The sequence below is a fragment of the Enterobacter sp. WI-ESBL-E8 genome (genome assembly GCF_053364895.1).
On the sequence record NZ_JBRWXJ010000001.1, the window covers coordinates 3,377,127 to 3,394,405 of the forward strand.

The window sequence follows — 17,279 nt, forward strand, 5'->3', positions numbered from 1 at the left end:
AATTTCATTGGAAAAATCTTATAAAGAGAGCATAAAAACTATCGTTTAAGATTACCGGCTAACATATGGATAAAAAAATAAAGATGCCTAGTCCAGAAAAAGACCGTTTCTATAGATAAGGTTAATGCATCAGAAAATTACATAACTCGGAATTTTCATTAACCCCTAAAATCTCTTTGGTAAAAAATGATGACTCGTCGTAAAAAGGTCAACCAGAAGCCATTATTTCCACATTTTTACCCACTAAAAAAATACTATCTTACCGTTTCAGGTTTTTTATGCAGATACACCAGCGCAACCAGGCAAATCACCGCACCAGCATAAAACGTATATTCCGCGCCAAACGTTTCCCATATCACCCCGGCTCCCACGCTGGCTATTAATAATCCCACGCCGCTGACCAGACTAAAAATACCGAAAGCCGTGCCGCGTAAATCCGCTGGCGCGGTTTTAGCAATCATTGCCGCCAGCAATCCTTGCGTCATCCCCATATGCACACCCCAAAGCGCAACGCCTAAAATAATGCCCACCCAGTGGGTGCTCAGCGCCAGCACAATGTCCGCTCCTATCAGCACCACCAGCCCCCACTGCAGTAATCGGGTGTGGCTCATGACGTCGGACAATTTGCCAAACGGATAGGCTGAGAGGAAATAGAGCAGATTCATCGCCACCATCACCAGCGGGATCAATGCCAGCGGCACGCCGGACTGCTGGGCACGGAGGACAAGAAATGCCTCACTGAAACGTGCGAGTGTGAAAACGGCGCCTAACCCAATCACCCACCAGCAGCCTTTACCCAGACGCCTGAGGTTCTCTCGTTTGATGGGATTCGTTCGTTTATGCTCGACAGGGGTTTTAGGCTCATGCAGGCCGAAGAAAAGCAAGGCAACGGCGAGTACGCCGGGGATCACCGCAATCCAGAAAATGGTACGAAAATCATCGTTCCACAGCAGCATCAAGCCAACGGCCAAAAGCGGGCCGAGAAATGCGCCCACGGTGTCCATAGATTGACGCAAACCAAAGGCCGCGCCGCGGAGTTCCGGCGGCGTAACGTCAGCGACCAGCGCATCGCGCGGCGCCCCCCGAATCCCCTTCCCCACCCGGTCGATTAACCGTGCCCCCAGAATCATGCCGGACGAAGAGGCAATAGCAAACAACGGTTTACTTAGCGCGCCGAGACCATAGCCCAGCACCGCCAGCCCTTTACGTTTACCCAGATAGTCGCTAATTGCCCCGGAAAATACCTTGATAAACAGCGCAGTGGCTTCGGCCAGACCTTCGATCAAACCGATGAAAATCACGCTGGCGCCGAGCGTCGTCACCATAAACAGCGGTAGCAGGCTGTGAATGATCTCCGAGGAGATATCCATCAACATGCTGACCCCCCCAACAACCCAGACGCCTTTCGGGATCCGGCTGAGTGTTGCAAACCGGGATAACATTGCGCATCTCCTGCTGTATGTTGAACATTTTGCTCGAAACAGAATATCCTGGAAGTGCGGGTAAAATATCGTCAGACATAAAAAAAGCCACCCCGCAGGATGGCTTAGTTTTCGCATATCGACGCTTAGTGCTTCTCGCGACCGCCCAGGAAGAAAATGCCCAGCGGTATGGCCAGCAGAACGGTGAACACCAGGCTGTAGACGAAGATCATGGCCGATTGCAGGACGTACATGCTGGTCGTCCAGGCTGAGAGGGGGATATTGTACTGTTCGATAACGCCAACAATGGTTGCCCGCCCAACGCACGCGGCAGCAATCATAAATACCACCAGCAGCGCCAGGAGAAATTTGCGGCCTTCAGGTGTTTTAAGTTTTGCACGAACCATCTCTCTTCCCTTTACAGATGAATAACATTATAGAGTGCTTAAAATAACACGAACTGACACCCCACTCCACACCAGCACAAACAACCATATAACACGCAAATTAAAAGCTTATAACTCTGTATATATTGAAAATGTAAGTAAATAACACCAATCATTTATAGTTGTTATGTTAACCTGTGCAGGATCGTTTTGACATAAAGGAATGACAATGAAAAACGCACCTAAATTTGCCATCGCCCTCATCGCCGCCGCGTGCGCCAGCACCGGTGCTTTCGCCAGCGATACCCCAAAAGAGCAGCCGCTGGAAAAAGTTGCCCCGTATCCGAAAGCGGACAAAGGGATGAAGCGTCAGGTGATTCAGTTACCGGTTCAGCAGGATGAAGGGAACTTCAAAGTGGAACTGTTAATTGGCAAGACGCTGGAAGTGGACTGCAACCAGCACCGTCTGGGCGGTCAACTTGAAAGCAAAACCCTGGAAGGCTGGGGTTACGACTATTACGTCTTTGATAAAGTGACGTCTCCGGTCTCAACCATGATGGCCTGCCCGGACGGCAAAAAAGAGAAGAAATTTGTGACTGCGTATCTGGGTGACAACAGTCTGCTGCGCTACAACAGCAAGCTGCCAATCGTGGTATATACGCCTGAAAACGTCGAGGTGAAATATCGCGTGTGGAAGGCTGATGAGAATGTCGGACAAGCGGTAGTACGTTAAAACCAGGTCGGGTGCGCTCTGGTGCCCTCGCCCCAACCCTCTCCCACAGGGAGAGGGGGAAAATACCAAAAACGGCAACGTATGTTGCCGTTTTGCTTTTATCTTACAGCGCGATATCCGCAACCGGTTTGTTTTCCGCCTGAGGCTTCAGCTCCGCTTTTGGTGCAGCATCAGCAGCCTGCGGCTTCACATATTGCAGCTGCAGTACGCGGCTGGTGTATTCCAGCTCCTGCTCCGTCGCGTCCACGTTACCGTTCAGCTTCGTGCCGTAGGATGGAATAATGGTTTTCAGCTTAGCCTGCCATTCCGGGCTGGAAACTTTATCCTTAAACACTTTTTCCATCAGGTGCAGCATGATTGGCGCAGCAGTAGACGCACCCGGTGAAGCACCCAGCAGCGCGGCGATGGTGCCATCCTTATCGCTCACCACTTCCGTACCCAGACGCAGCACGCCGCCCTCTTTAGGATCGCGTTTGATGATTTGTACGCGCTGACCCGCCTGCCACAAACGCCAGTCTTCTTTCTTCGCCTGCGGATAGTACTCTTTCAGCGCCTCGAAACGGTCGTCGTCAGAGAGCATCACCTGGCTAATCAGGTATTTCACCAGGTCGAAGTTATCCAGCCCCACATCCATCATCGGCTTGACGTTAGAGGTGGTCGTGGCGCTCAGCAGATCCCACAGAGAGCCGTTTTTCAGGAACTTGGTGGAGAAGGTCGCGAACGGTCCGAACAGCACCACGCGCTTGCCGTCAAGCATACGGGTATCGATATGCGGAACGGACATTGGCGGCGCACCGACAGAAGCCTGGCCGTACACTTTTGCCAGATGACGATTCACCACTTCCGGGTTATCGGACACCAGGAACTGACCGCCAACCGGGAAGCCCGCATAGTCGTCCGCTTCCGGAATACCGGACTCCTGCAGCAGCTTCAGCGCCGCGCCACCTGCCCCAATAAACACAAACTTCGCCTTGATGACGTGTTCGGCTTCATTGTTTTTCAGATCGGCAACGGTCACGCTCCAGCTGTTATCCGCGTTGCGCTTGAAACCGCGCACTTCGGTGCTGAGCTGCAGGTTGAAGTTTTCTTTCTTCTTCAGAGACGTTACCAGCTGGCGGGTAATTTCACCGTAGTTGACGTCGGTACCAATTTCGGTGCGGGTCGCCGCGACTTTCTGGTTCGGGTCACGACCTTCCATGACCAGCGGAGCCCACTCTTTGATCTGCGCGTGGTCTTCAGAGTATTTCATGCCGCGGAACAGCGTGCTCTGCTGCAGAGCCGCGTAGCGCGCGCGCAGGAAGTTAACGTTCTGTTCGCCCCACACAAAGCTCATGTGCGGTACGGTATTGATGAAGGAGTGCGGATCGTGCATCACGCCGCTGTTGACCTGGTGAGACCAGAACTGGCGAGAAATCTGGAAGGCTTCGTTGATTTCTACCGCCTTCTCGATACTAATGGAACCGTCCTTTTTCTGCGGCGTATAGTTCAGTTCCATGAGTGCCGAATGTCCGGTACCGGCGTTATTCCAGCCGTTCGAACTCTCCTGCGCCACGCCATCAAGGCGCTCGACCATGGTCATTGACCAGTCCGGCTGCAGTTCTTGCAGATAGGTTCCCAGCGTGGCGCTCATGATACCGCCACCAATTAAAAGGACGTCCGTTTCCTGCTCTTTTGGTGCGTCAGCTTTCGCCGCCATAGAGACGGTGTTAAGCCCCACGGCCAGAGAAAAGAGCATGGCAGTCATTTTTTTCATAATTTATGCCTTAGTGTAAAAGTGCTTGATGCGTGGAAATTGCAGGTGAAAAAAGCTGCGGGGGCACGGTAACAACTTTTAAATATTGTTTAAAGGTTACGAAATTATTGTAATTGTGAAATTTAATGATGGATTGTTTGTAGGGGATTATGCTGGCGGCTGGCAATAGGGGCATTTTCTGGCTACTATCCTGCACTTTGTGATCGCGCGCACGGAAGCCTGCCCTAACCAGCGAATTGTTATGTCCTTACCCCAACCTGCTTTTCCCAACGAAGGCCGCGTCACCACGGTCCTCAGCTCACCCAAACTTCTGATGCGTGAAACGCTGGCGGGCGTGATTACCGCTCTGGCGCTGATCCCCGAAGTTATTTCATTTTCGGTGGTCGCGGGCGTTGACCCGAAGGTCAGCCTTTTTGCCTCCGTGGTGCTGTGTCTTGCCCTGTCCGTGCTGGGCGGTCGTCCGGCGATGGTCACGGCAGCGGCCGGTTCCGTCGCGCTGGTCATTGGCCCGATGGTGCATCAGCACGGCGTGCAGTACATTCTGCCGGCGGTACTGATGGCTGGCGTGATTCAGATCCTGTTTGGGGTATCGGGCATGGCGCGGCTGATGCGCTTTATTCCTCAGGCCGTCATGACCGGGTTTGTTAACGCGCTCGGTATTTTGATTTTCTTCGCCCAGGTACCTCACTTCTGGAGCCGAAGCCCGCTGATTGTAGGCCTGTTCGTGCTGACGGTGCTGATCGTGCTGTGGGTACCGCGCTATATCAAAAGCGTCCCGTCGCCGCTGATTGCCATTGTTGTGTTGACGCTTTATACCGTGACCACCGGTCAAATCCTGCCGACCGTGGGTGATGAAGGCGCGATAAGCGGCGGTTTACCGGGGCTAACCGAGCTGCTGGTTCCGCTTAATTTACAGACGCTGAGCATCATCTGGCCGTGCGCGCTGAGTATCGCGTTCGTCGGCCTGCTGGAATCCCTGCTCACGGCAAAGCTGGTGGATGAGCTGACCGCAACGCCGTCGAGCAAGCGCCGTGAAAGCATCGGGCTGGGCGTGGGTAATATTCTGTCCGGTTTTTATGGTGGTATTGCGGGCTGCGCAATGATCGGACAAACCATCGTCAACGTGGAGATGGGGAAAGGACGAAGCCGCCTTTCCACCATTGCGGCAGGCGTCGTATTGCTAATTCTCGTGACGGCGCTCAGTGAAGTGATGGCTAAAATCCCGATGGCCGTGCTGGCCGGGATCATGGCGATTGTCGCCATTAAAACGTTCAGCTGGCACAGCCTTCAGCCAGCCACGTTAAAAAATGCCCCGATTGCGGAAACGGTGGTGATGCTGGTCACCGTGGCCGCAACGGTATCAACCGGCAACCTGGCAATTGGCGTGCTGGGCGGGATCATCGTCATGGCGCTGCTTCCCGCCCGCGCTAAGCGTCGGCTTAAAGAAGAAAAATCGTCGCCAGTCCAAGAAAAATAAAGAAACCGCCGGTATCGGTGATGGCGGTGATCATCACGCTCGACCCCACCGCGGGGTCGCGCCCCAGTTTGGTCATCGTCAGCGGGATAATCACGCCCATTATCGACGCCACCAGCAGGTTGAGTACCATCGCCAGCATCATCACGCCGCCCAGTGGCATATCGTCGTATAACCACCAGGTGATGCCCCCCATAATGCCCCCCCACACCAGGCCGTTAATTAGCGCGACGCCCATCTCTCTAAAAATAAGCCACGAAAAGTTACCCGGCTGAATATTTTCCAGCGCCAGCGCGCGAACGATCATGGTGATGGTCTGGTTTCCGGTGTTGCCGCCAATTCCGGCCACAATCGGCATCAGCGAGGCTAACGCCACCAGCTGCGAAATGGTATGTTCAAAGCCGTCAATCACGCGGGAGGCGATAAACGCGGTACACAAATTGATAGCAAGCCAGGCCCAGCGCGTTTTCACCGCCTTGCCGACGGAGGCATGGACGTCATCTTCGGCGCTGATCCCCCCAAGCGCACGCAGGTCGTTATCGGTCTCTTCATAGACCACGTCAACGATCTCATCGATGGTCAGACGCCCCATCAGTTTGCCGACGGAATCCACGACCGCGGCACTCACGAGGTCGTCACGTTCGAAGGTACGCGCCGCTTTTTCCGCATCGTCTTCCGGGGAGAAGACCATCGGCTCGTTTTCCATCACCTCGCTCACCTTCCGCTGGGCGCTGTTGAGCAGGATGGTTTTCAGCTCCAGCTCGCCGAGCAGGGTTTTATCCCGCGAGGTGACAAACAGTTTATCGGTGTTGTCCGGCATCCTGCCCAGACGGCGCAGGTAGCGCTGCACGGTGCCGAGCGTCACGTCCGGGCGCACCGTGATCACGCCGAATTCCATGATCGCGCCGACGCTGTTTTTCTCGTAGTGCATCACCTGGCGCACGCGCGCGCGTTCATCGGCAGGCAGGGAAGCCAGCAGGCGACCGGTCAGGTTTCGCGGCAGGTGCTGAACGAGGTAAATCTGCTCGTCGATATCCAGGGTTTGCAGGGCGTCGAGAATATCCCGGTCGCTCATCTCGTCGATAAGGTCATCCCAGACGTTTTCGGAGGCCTCAAGCAGCACCTGCCCGCGCTCGTGATCCTGCACCAGCCGCCACAGGGCGTGGCGTTCTTCTGAGGGGAGCGCTTCAAGGGTATCCGCCAGATCCGGCGGGGGTAAATGAGCAACCAGCGCACCTACCTCAGCAATATCGTCGGCCAGGGTGCCGACATCATATTGCTCAGCCAGGGTGAGTTTGCCTAATAACGTAGAAGTGACCGCTTTATCGGTCGTGAGAAGCCAGATAAGTCGCGCACGTTCCTGGTCACGCTGCCTGGCGCTGTTTTTCTTTAATACCGACATTAATCATAAATCCATGAAATAAGTTGGTATTAAGCATAGCGCGGGGATATGTAAATAAGAATAAACAACGAAGTGGGATGAAGAAAAAATCGGCATATTATGCAAATCATTGTGCCCGGCTGCGCTACGCTTGCACGGGCCTACAAAAACGTAGGCCGGGTAAGGCGAAGCCGCCACCCGGCACATTGGCATCAGGCCGTACGCGCCACCGCATCGCGAGATGCCGCATCGCGCTCTTCGCCGGTCAGCTCGCTCAGCCTGCCGTCGCGCATCTCCAGCAGACGGTCGGCATGAATAAAGTAATGATCGTCATGGCTGATGGCGAAAATGGTTTTGCCCATCTCCTGCATCAGCGGCAGCAGCACCTGATAAAATTCGCGGCGGAAATGCGGGTCCTGATCGGCCGCCCACTCGTCCAGCAGAATGATGTCACGCTCTTCCGCCAGCGCCAGCAGCAGCGCCACGCGTTTTTTCTGCCCTTTGGAGAGCTTCAGGTTGAGGATCTTCCCGTCCTGTAGCTCCAGCTTGTGCGACATCTGCAGCTGCGCCAGCCATTTCTCCACCAGCGCAGGATTAGCCTGTTGCCCTTCCGGCCCCAGCAGCCGATCGAACAGCCAGACGTCGGTGAAGACCGCTGAGAAAAGCTTGCGATAATCCTCGGGCTTCTCTGCGCTCAGCGCCTTGCCATCCAGCAAAATTTCGCCAGACTGCGGCTGATAAAGCCCGGTGAGCAGCATCGCCAGGGTCGATTTTCCACTGCCGTTGCCGCCAATCAGGAACAGCAGCTCGCCGCGGTGAATCGTCAGATTGATTGGCCCCACGGAGAAGGCGTTGTCCTGATAGCGGAACGTGACGTTACGCAGCTCCAGCGTCTGCCAGTTCGGGAAGGTCTCCGGACGCGGGAATTCGGCTTTAAACGGCGCGAGATCGAATTTTTTGAGCTTATTGAACGCCACCTGCGCGCTTAGCAGAGTCGGCAAGGCACCGACGGCCGAGAGCAGCGGTGTACGCAAGAACAGCAGCGTCAGCGAATAAGTTGCCGCGACGTTCGTGTCCGCCCAGCCCAGGCTGTTCGCCATCCAGAATACCAGGCCAATCGCTCCCAGCATCATGATATTTGACCAGTTTACCGCGCTCAGGTGGAACGTATCCGCACGGATAATATGGTGCCGGTATTCGCGCGCGTCCGGGATATAGAGATTGTTAAAGATATACTCGGCGCGCTCGCGGTTCAGGGTCAGCTCTTTGCGCCCTTCCAGTACCGTCTGGTAATCGTTATAGAGCTTATCTTCGGTTTCGCGCAGTACCGCCATGTGTTTATAGACGCGTGACACCAGCACAAAGCCGCCCCAGATGGTGATCGCAATCCACAGCGCGGTCACCGCCAGCATTTTGCTGGAGAGCCAGGCGAGATAGGCCGCAGAGCCAAAGGTCAGAATGATCCCCTGAACCAGCTCCGGCAGCCGAACGAACGCGATGGTAATGGCGCGCACATCGCTGGTCAGCCCCGCCAGCAGAGAAGCACTGCCGAGTTGTTCCACGCGTTCTACCTGGGTATCCAGAATCCGCTTGATAAACTCGCTGCGCAAACGGAAAACGAAATGGTGGCCGAGCGCGGTCAGCGCCAGCTGAGAGCCGAGCGTTACCGCCATCAGCAGCAGGAGAAGGCCAAGAAATTCCGGCAATACGGAGAGCGAAGTATCGACCATTTCAATCAAACGCACGTTAATAAACGCGATCAGGCCAATACCCAGCGCGGCGCTGGCGAGGCTTAACGCCATTACGGCGATGAATGGCCAGCGATACTGACGCCAGACAAGGAGAAGTAGTTGCATGCAGGCAATCCGGACAATAAAAATCAGCCAGCAGTGTAAACTGCCCTGCACGGACATCAAGAATAATTCTTATTTTAGTTTACTGTACCCCGCCTGACGGAAGGTCAGGTTATAACGGTACTCGCCCGTGAGCGGGTGAATCCCGGGCTTCAGCGGCTGAATGCCGTGGTAATAAAGCCGCGACTCCCTGCCCCACACCACCACATCGCCATGTTCCAGCATAATGCGCCTGAGCGGATCGTTGCGGCGCAATCCGCCGAACTGGAAGACGGCGGGCAGACCTAACGATACCGAGACAATGGGCGCGCGCAGATCGGGCTCATCCTTGTCCTGATGCAGAGAGAGCTTCGCGCCGACGGCGTAGCGGTTAATCAGGCAGGCATCCGGACGGAAGTCGGCATAATCCGCCGCAACCGCGGCATCGTGACAAAGTGCCTGAAAAACCGCAGGCATAGGGGGCCACGGCTGGCCGGTGGTGGGATCGTTCGGCGCATACAGATAGCCCCGCGCGTTTGTCGCCCAACCTAATTCGCCGCAGTTGGCCATGGCCACCGACATGGTGTATCCGCCCGGCGTCACCATATGGCGAAACGGTGAAACGGCCGTCACCTCTTCGATACCGGCAAGCAGCGCCGCCGCACGGGAGAGCGCAAAGCGGCGCAGGATAACTGCCCCCGGCGCAAGCGGCTCCTGCCAGGGTTCAGCATCCGCAAAAAGATCGAGCATTATCCCTCCTGGCGTTTTGCCTCACGTTTCAGTAATAGCGCTTTTCGCTCCGTTCCCCATCGATAGCCTGACAGCGCCCCGTCGCTGCGAACAACGCGATGACAGGGGATTACAATCGCCAGCGTGTTTGCGGCACAGGCGCCGGCAACGGCGCGCACCGCACCGGGTTGACCAATCGCCTGCGCCACCTGCTGGTAACTTGCCGTTTCACCGCAGGGGATGTGGCGAAGGGCCTGCCAGACCCGCTGCTGGAACGCGGTTCCGCGAATATCCAGCGGCAGCGCGAGCGGAACCGCGCGGTCATCAATACTGGCAATCACCTGATGGATCCGCCGCGCGAAAGCATCGTCCAGCGGCGCGTGCTCTGCGTTTGGAAATACCGTCGCAAGCTCCTCGGCTAATGCTGGGTCGTTGTCGCCCAGCAGAATCGCGCAGATCCCCCGCTCGCTTTCCGCCACCAGGCAGCGTCCTAACGAGCAGTCATCGATGGCATAACGTACGGCCGCATCACCTTTACGGTACTGCTTCGCCGTCATGCCCAACGCATCGTTAGCTTTGCGATAATAGCTACTGCTGTCAGGAAATCCGGCCGCCAGCACGGCATCGGTAATTTTGTCTCCCTGAGCAAGCGCGGTGCGCAGGCGCTGTCCCCGCGCAGCCTGCTGCCAGGCTTTTGGCGTCATACCGGTTACGGACTTAAACAGACGGTGGAAATGGAAAGGACTCATGGCAACCTGCTGCGCCAGCTTCTCCAGGGTTAACGCAGGATCCTGCTCCAGAAGACGGCAGGCGTGTTCCACTTTTGCCAGCTTCTGCTCATGCGGATCGCGTTTATCCGGCATGCAGCGCTTGCACGGACGAAACCCTGCCTGAACGGCATGCTGGGCATCAGGATAAAAGCGGACATTTTTACGCAGCGCGTGTCGGGCACGGCACGACGGGCGACAGAAAATCCCCGTCGTCTGCACGGCAAAGACAAACTGAGCGTCAGCGCGCGGATCGCGGGCCAGCACGGCCAGCCAGCGATCCTCATCGGTCATTAAGGTCGGGTTTCTCATTATCGGCTCCTCTTATAAGCATATATACAGCGTGCCTGAGTGCCACTGATTAAAAACCCGCAACCTTGCTTTTTAATTTTTGTCGCTCACGAGGAAGCTGTTGAACTGCGGCGAATGCCAGGTTTTAAACCCGTCGCCCTCTTTAACGATCATATAAACCGCCAGCCCTTCCTGACGCACCACCTCTTTCGCTTTCTCCGGACCGAGTACCATAAGCCCGGTGTCCCAGGCATCCGCTTCCAGCGCGGTGGGGGCAATCACCGTTACCGACACCAGGTTATGCTCGATCGGACGTCCGGTCTGCGGGTCAATAACGTGCGAAATACGTTTCCCGTCGAGCTCGTAATAGTTACGGTAGCTCCCGGAGGTGCTGATGCCATGTCCGTTGATATCCACCATCGCCTGCACGGCATTTTGCCGATCGGTCGGCTTTTGAATCGCAACGCGCCACGGTTTATCGCTGGCGTTCATGCCCCGGCTGACTAACGCACCGCCCACGGATACCAGATAGCGCGAAATACCCTCCTGCGCCATCAGCGTAGCCAGATGATCCGCCGCATAGCCTTCCCCTACCGTCGACAGATCGACAAACAGATCGGGAATGTCTTTTTGCAGATACTGTTGCCCGTACTGATTGATCACCGTCAGATGCTGAAGCCCGGTCCGGGCGCGAGCGTCATCAATGGCAGCCTGATCGGGCGCGGTGGCAGGCTGCTTGTTGGGGCCAAATCCCCAGAGGTTCACCAGAGGGCCGACGGTCACATCCATCGCACCGTTGGTTTTGTAGCCCACGCGCATTGCCTCGGTCACGATATCGGCCATCGCCTCGTTCACCGGCCACAGGGAGGTCGTGCTTGAAAGATTAAAGCGCATCAGCGCCGAGTCGTTTTTATATGTCGACAGCAGCTGATCGTCAGCGTCCAGCTGCGTCTGAATTTTGCCACGAAGCTCATTTGCGCGTGTCTTATCAACGTTCATCACGCTGACGCGCCAGAAGGTGCCCATCGTTTTGCCTTCAAGCACCGTCGCGGCGGGTGCATCGGGGGTTGCCACCGGCGTGGAAGAGTCACAAGCGGTCAGGAAAAAAAGGGTTGCCAGAAAGCTGGCGCGTAAAAAAGTCATGTCCATTCATTATTATCCTCATGCCAGGGCGGCAAGAGTACACCAAAACGGGTGAATTGTGAGGGCCTAAAAAAAACACAAAAAAGGGGCCGTCAGGCCCCTGTGCTATACGGTGAAGCGATTAGAACTGGTAAACCAGGCCCAGCGCGACGATATCGTCAGTACCGATACCCGCCTGACGGGTGAATTCATTTTCATCAACCAGGTTGATTTTGTAATCCACGTAGGTAGACATATTTTTGTTGAAGTAGTAAGTCGCACCCACATCAACATATTTCAGCAGATCCTGGTCGCCGTAACCTTCGATGTCCTTACCTTTAGACTGCAGGTAAGCCACGGATGGACGCAGACCGAAGTCGAACTGGTACTGAGCAACCACTTCGAAGTTCTGCGCTTTGTTAGCAAAACCGTAAATGTCGCTGCTGCTCTGAGAGTTGCCGAAACGCGTTGCGTTGTAGGTCTGAGAGTATTGCGCCGCCAGGTAGATGTTGTTGGCGTCGTATTTCAGGCCACCGGTATACACTTCAGCGTGGTCGCCTTCACCCTTCAGCGCCGGGTTAGCGGTGTTGTTCTGGTCAGCAGTACGCTTAGAAGAAGACATTGCACCACCGATGCTGAAGCCTTCGCCCAGGTTATAGGTCAGGGACGCACCGTAGCCGTCGCCGTTCTGTTTCAGGGTGCTACGACCGGTGTCGTTTTCGCCGCTTACGCTGCCGTTTTTGCCCTGATACTGCAGAGCAAAGTTCAGGCCATCGACCAGACCAAAGAAGTCCTGGTTACGGTAGGTCGCCACGCCGTTAGCACGGGACTGCAGGAAGTTGTCTGCGCCGTAGGTATCGCCGCCAAATTCTGGCAGAACGTCGGTCCAGGAGGTTACGTCGTAGATCACACCGTAGTTACGGCCGTAATCGAAAGAACCCGCTTCAGCGAATTTCAGACCCGCGAACGCCACACGCGTCCAGGCCTGGTTGTCGCTTTCAGAGGTGTTGCCCTGGATCTGGTATTCCCACTGGCCGTAACCGGTCAGCTGATCGTTAACCTGAGTTTCGCCTTTGAAGCCAAGACGCATGTAAGTCTGGTCGCCGTCGGCACTCTTGTCGTCAGAGAAATAGTGCAGACCATCGACTTTGCCGTACAGATCTAATTTGTTGCCATCTTTGTTATAAATTTCGGCCGCATTTGCTGCGCCTGCCACCAGGAGTGCTGGTACCAGGAGGGACAGTACTTTAACTTTCATTTTATTAACCCTCTGTTATATGCCTTATAATTGCCACTGCTTACTGGTTAACCCTCATTAACCAGTCGGCAATTTCATTCTCCTCAAAATTACAGAATAATCCAATGCGAATATGATACGAAAACTTTGAAGATGTTTCATTTATCTATCAACATGTTTCAAAATGTAAACATCAAGGAACTTTTACAAAGCACAAATAGCTTATGAATTTAGCACTTATAATCAAACAGAAATGACATTACACTAATATCAACGAGTTACAATAAAAAACGTTACAGCACTGAATGACAAAACAAGATCGCCCCTAATCTCTAAAATAACTCTCGCTATCATCATTAACTTTATTTATTACCGTCATTCAGCTTTGAATGTCTGTTTATCCCTAATTCAACCGGATGCTTCGCATTCGGTTTTTTTTTACCTTTCTTTACGTAATCTTTCTTTTTTTGTGCTACCGCAGCGTAATTGTAACGACTATTAACTAAATTCTCTTCGTGTAGCCACCGAAAGCACACGATTGATGCAAAACTTAATTTCTTGTTAATTCGTGCTATTTATCGGCTGATAATGCGTTATATCTGTACGCGCAGGGCGCGTTTGTACATGTTTACTGCACTCCTCGCCGCCGATATTGTTGGTTGAAAAAGTCGCCTGTTCCAGGACAGTGGCGCTGGAAATTCAGTTATTACCCTTTATACTGCCCTATCGCCACAGAGCACGACCATAACGGGTTAAAGATATCAATGAGTCAGACTGAAACTACCGCCCCGAGCAAATTCTCCCTCCTTCCCGGGAGCATCACCCGTTTCTTTCTTCTTTTGATCGTTGTGCTGTTAGTCACAATGGGGGTGATGGTACAGAGCGCGGTTAACGCCTGGCTGAAGGATAAGAGCTATCAGGTCGTTGATATCACCCATGCCGTGCACAAGCGCATAGATACCTGGCGCTACGCCACCTGGCAGATATACGACAACATCGCGGCAGCACCGGCATCTTCATCCGGGGATGGGCTTCAGGAAACGCGGCTTAAGCAGGATGTCTATTACCTCGAAAAACCGCAGCGCAAGACTGAGGCGCTTATCTTTGGCTCTCACGACAGCGCGACGCTTGAGATGACCCAGCGTATTTCGACCTATCTGGATACCCTCTGGGGTGCCGAAACGGTACCGTGGTCGATGTACTATCTGAACGGTCAGGACAACAGCATGATCCTGATCTCAACGCTGCCGTTGAAAGATCTCTCTTCCGGATTTAAAGAGACGACCGTGGGCAGCATTGTCGATTCCCGCCGGGCAGAGATGCTGCAGCAGGCCAACGCCCTTGATGAACGTGAGAGCTTCTCATCACTGCGCCGGCTGGCATGGCAAAATGGCCATTACTTTACCCTGCGTACCACCTTTAACCAGCCGGGGCATCTGGCAACGGTCGTGGCCTTCGATTTACCGATTAATGATTTAATTCCGCCGGACATGCCGCTCGACAGCTTCCGTCTGGAGCCAGACAGCAGTACCCAGAATATGCGTTCGGCGCCTGACAAAGAGGCCGCAGAGAGCGTATCGATCTCCTTTAACGGTTCGAAAATCGAAATTGCCTCGTCGCTCAACTCGACCGGTATGCGTCTGGTGTGGCAGGTTCCGTTTGGCACGCTGTTACTCGATACCCTGCAAAATATCCTGCTGCCTCTGCTGCTGAATATTGGCCTGCTTGCGCTGGCCCTGTTTGGCTATAGCACGTTCCGCTTCCAGACGGGACGGCAGAGCGACGCCTCTGCGGTTCCGGCCGGTACCGGCAATGAGCTGCGCGTATTGCGTGCGCTGAATGAAGAGATTGTTTCCGTGCTGCCGCTCGGGGTGTTAGTTCACGATCAGGAAGCGAATCGTACGGTGATGAGCAACAAAATTGCTGACCATCTGCTGCCGCATCTGAACCTGCAGAACATCACCACCATGGCGGATCAGCATCAGGGGGTCATTCAAGCCACGATTAATAACGAGCTGTACGAGATCCGTCAGTTCCGCAGCCAGGTGGCCTCGCGTACGCAAATCTTTATTATCCGCGATCAGGATCGCGAAGTGCTGGTGAATAAAAAGCTCAAGCAGGCGCAAAGGCTGTATGAGAAAAACCAGCAGGGGCGCGCCGCATTTATGCAAAACATTGGCGATGCCTTCAAGCAGCCGTTAAAAACGCTGGCGACCCAGGCAGCGGCGCTAAACACCGCTGAAAGCCACCAGCTTGCCTGCCAGGCCGACTCGCTGGTGCGTATGGTTGATGAGATCCAGCTGGCGAACATGCTGGAGAATGACTTCTGGAAGGGAACGCCAACCCTCTTCTCCATTCAGGATCTGATCGACGAAGTGGTTCCGGAAGTTCTGCCCGTGATTAAGCGTAAAGGGCTGCAGCTACTGATCAATAACCGTTTGTCCGCGAATGACGTACGCCACGGCGATCGTGAAGCGCTGCGTCGCATTCTGTTGATGATTATTCAGTATGCCGTGACCACCACGCAGATCGGTAAGATCACCCTCGAAGTCAGTACGGACGAGTCGGCAGAAGATCGCCTGACGTTCCGCATTCTGGACACCGGGGAAGGGGTAACGACGAGTGAAATTGATAATCTGCACTTCCCGTTCCTGAATGACACGCAAAGCGATCGCTACGGCAAGGCCAATGCGCTGACGTTCTGGCTGTGCGATCAGCTGGCGCGTAAGCTCGGCGGTCATCTGAATATTAAAGCCCGTGAATCACTCGGCACCCGTTATTCTCTGCACGTCAAAATGCCCGCCAATCCACAGGAAGAAGATGAAGAACGTCTGCTGGATGATGTCGTGGTGATGGTTGATGTGACCTCGAATGAGATCCGCAATATTGTGGTTCGTCAGTTAGAAAACTGGGGTGCGGCCTGCATCACGCCGGATGAAAGGCTTGCAAGTCAAGAATATGATCTGTTTTTAACTGATAATCCGTCTAATCTTACTGCCTCCGGCTTGCTTTTAAGCGATGATGAGTCAGGCGTGCGGAAAATCGGCCCTGGCCAGCTGCGCGTCAACTTTAATATAAGCAATGCGATGCAGGAAGCTGTACTACAACTAATAGAAGAGCAGCTGGCGCAGGAAGAGATAGCGGAATCACCGTTAGGCGGCAATGAAAACGCCGAGCTTCACGCCAGCGGATATTATTCACTCTTTGTTGATACAGTACCAGATGATGTTAAGCGGTTGTATACTGAGTCCGCTGCGAATGATTTTGCAGCGCTGGCACAGACAGCACACCGGCTTAAAGGGGTGTTTGCCATGCTTAATCTGGTTCCCGGCAAGCAGTTATGTGAAACGCTGGAACATCTAATTCGTGAGAAAGATGCCTCTGGCATTGAAAAATACATCAGCGACATTGACGCCTACGTCAAAAGCTTGCTGTAGCAAGGTAGCCTTATACATGAACAATATGAACGTAATTATTGCCGATGACCATCCGATTGTACTGTTCGGTATTCGCAAATCACTTGAACAGATCGAGTGGGTGAATGTAGTCGGTGAATTTGAAGACTCTACAGCACTGATCAATAACCTCCCAAAGCTTGATGCACACGTGCTCATTACCGATCTCTCCATGCCTGGGGACAAATACGGTGATGGGATCACGCTCATCAAATACATTAAACGCCACTTCCCGGACATCTCGATCATTGTTCTGACCATGAACAACAACCCGGCGATCCTGAGCGCCGTGCTGGATCTGGATATCGAAGGGATTGTGCTGAAACAAGGCGCACCGACCGATCTGCCAAAAGCGCTTGCTGCGCTGCAGAAAGGCAAGAAGTTCACGCCTGAGAGCGTCTCTCGCCTGCTGGAAAAAATCAGCGCGGGGGGTTACGGTGACAAACGCCTGTCGCCGAAAGAGAGCGAAGTTCTGCGCCTGTTCGCAGAAGGTTTCCTGGTCACCGAAATTGCCAAGAAGCTGAACCGCAGTATTAAAACCATCAGCAGCCAGAAGAAATCAGCGATGATGAAGCTGGGCGTGGACAACGATATTGCTCTGCTGAACTATCTCTCCTCCGTTACGCTGAGCGCAACGGATAAGGATTGATCCCGGACGGGTGTGCGGCCTGATGCCCTCACCCCGCCCCTCTCCCACA

Annotated in this window: 13 protein-coding genes; 4 read left to right on the forward strand and 9 right to left on the reverse strand. The window is 54.2% G+C overall.

Features of this window, described 5'->3' with window-relative positions:
• Window positions 1-254: 254 nt before the first annotated feature.
• Together ACWHWP_RS15995 and ACWHWP_RS16000 are read right to left on the reverse strand one after the other, a co-directional pair.
• Window positions 255-1,442, reverse strand: a complete 1,188-nt coding sequence (locus ACWHWP_RS15995; RefSeq protein ID WP_447855999.1) for an MFS transporter — start codon at window positions 1,440-1,442, stop codon at window positions 255-257.
• Window positions 1,443-1,567: 125 nt separating this feature from the next.
• Window positions 1,568-1,828, reverse strand: coding sequence for a DUF2534 family protein (locus tag ACWHWP_RS16000; protein WP_008500962.1), 261 nt, complete (start codon window positions 1,826-1,828; stop codon window positions 1,568-1,570).
• A gap of 208 nt (window positions 1,829-2,036) precedes the next feature.
• On the opposite strand from ACWHWP_RS16000, the gene eco reads away from it, so the two are divergent.
• Complete coding sequence (gene eco / locus ACWHWP_RS16005) at window positions 2,037-2,540, forward strand: serine protease inhibitor ecotin (protein ID WP_429054252.1); 504 nt, start codon at window positions 2,037-2,039, stop codon at window positions 2,538-2,540.
• 103 nt (window positions 2,541-2,643) lie between these two features.
• Here the strand turns inward: eco and mqo are convergent, their stop codons facing one another.
• Entirely contained in the window at window positions 2,644-4,293 is a 1,650-nt protein-coding gene (gene mqo, locus ACWHWP_RS16010; RefSeq protein ID WP_063428859.1) for a malate dehydrogenase (quinone), read from the reverse strand.
• A 187-nt stretch (window positions 4,294-4,480) separates the two neighbouring features.
• Between mqo and ACWHWP_RS16015 the strand changes: the two genes are divergently transcribed.
• The gene (locus ACWHWP_RS16015; protein WP_447856697.1) at window positions 4,481-5,770 is read left to right on the forward strand and encodes a SulP family inorganic anion transporter; all 1,290 of its coding nucleotides are present in this window, start codon (window positions 4,481-4,483) and stop codon (window positions 5,768-5,770) included.
• Here ACWHWP_RS16015 and mgtE read toward each other — a convergent pair.
• The 6 genes from mgtE to ACWHWP_RS16045 form a co-directional block, all read right to left on the reverse strand.
• A complete protein-coding gene (mgtE, locus tag ACWHWP_RS16020; RefSeq protein WP_063957868.1) occupies window positions 5,733-7,169 on the reverse strand; it encodes a magnesium transporter in 1,437 nt (478 codons plus the stop codon). The two genes, ACWHWP_RS16015 and mgtE, sit on opposite strands and share 38 nt — an antisense overlap.
• A 191-nt stretch (window positions 7,170-7,360) precedes the next feature.
• Window positions 7,361-9,004 carry a multidrug ABC transporter permease/ATP-binding protein gene (locus ACWHWP_RS16025; RefSeq protein WP_059312901.1) on the reverse strand — a complete coding sequence of 548 codons (1,644 nt, stop codon included), beginning with the start codon at window positions 9,002-9,004 and terminating at the stop codon, window positions 7,361-7,363.
• Window positions 9,005-9,073: 69 nt separating this feature from the next.
• Window positions 9,074-9,730 carry a DNA oxidative demethylase AlkB gene (alkB, locus tag ACWHWP_RS16030; RefSeq protein WP_059312818.1) on the reverse strand — a complete coding sequence of 219 codons (657 nt, stop codon included), beginning with the start codon at window positions 9,728-9,730 and terminating at the stop codon, window positions 9,074-9,076.
• A complete protein-coding gene (gene ada, locus ACWHWP_RS16035) occupies window positions 9,730-10,788 on the reverse strand; it encodes a bifunctional DNA-binding transcriptional regulator/O6-methylguanine-DNA methyltransferase Ada (protein ID WP_059312819.1) in 1,059 nt (352 codons plus the stop codon). The genes alkB and ada overlap by 1 nt, the downstream gene beginning before the upstream one ends.
• Before the next feature lie 72 nt (window positions 10,789-10,860).
• Window positions 10,861-11,916, reverse strand: a complete 1,056-nt coding sequence (gene apbE / locus ACWHWP_RS16040; protein ID WP_059312820.1) for an FAD:protein FMN transferase ApbE — start codon at window positions 11,914-11,916, stop codon at window positions 10,861-10,863.
• A 115-nt stretch (window positions 11,917-12,031) separates the two neighbouring features.
• Window positions 12,032-13,147: a porin OmpC gene (locus tag ACWHWP_RS16045; protein ID WP_059312821.1), complete on the reverse strand. Its 1,116-nt coding sequence runs from the start codon at window positions 13,145-13,147 to the stop codon at window positions 12,032-12,034.
• Between the two features lie 743 nt (window positions 13,148-13,890).
• Here ACWHWP_RS16045 and rcsD point away from each other — a divergent pair.
• Window positions 13,891-16,563, forward strand: a complete 2,673-nt coding sequence (gene rcsD, locus ACWHWP_RS16050; protein ID WP_447856000.1) for a phosphotransferase RcsD — start codon at window positions 13,891-13,893, stop codon at window positions 16,561-16,563.
• Between the two features lie 16 nt (window positions 16,564-16,579).
• Window positions 16,580-17,230, forward strand: a complete 651-nt coding sequence (rcsB, locus tag ACWHWP_RS16055) for a response regulator transcription factor RcsB (RefSeq protein WP_003859405.1) — start codon at window positions 16,580-16,582, stop codon at window positions 17,228-17,230.
• Window positions 17,231-17,279 lie beyond the last annotated feature (49 nt).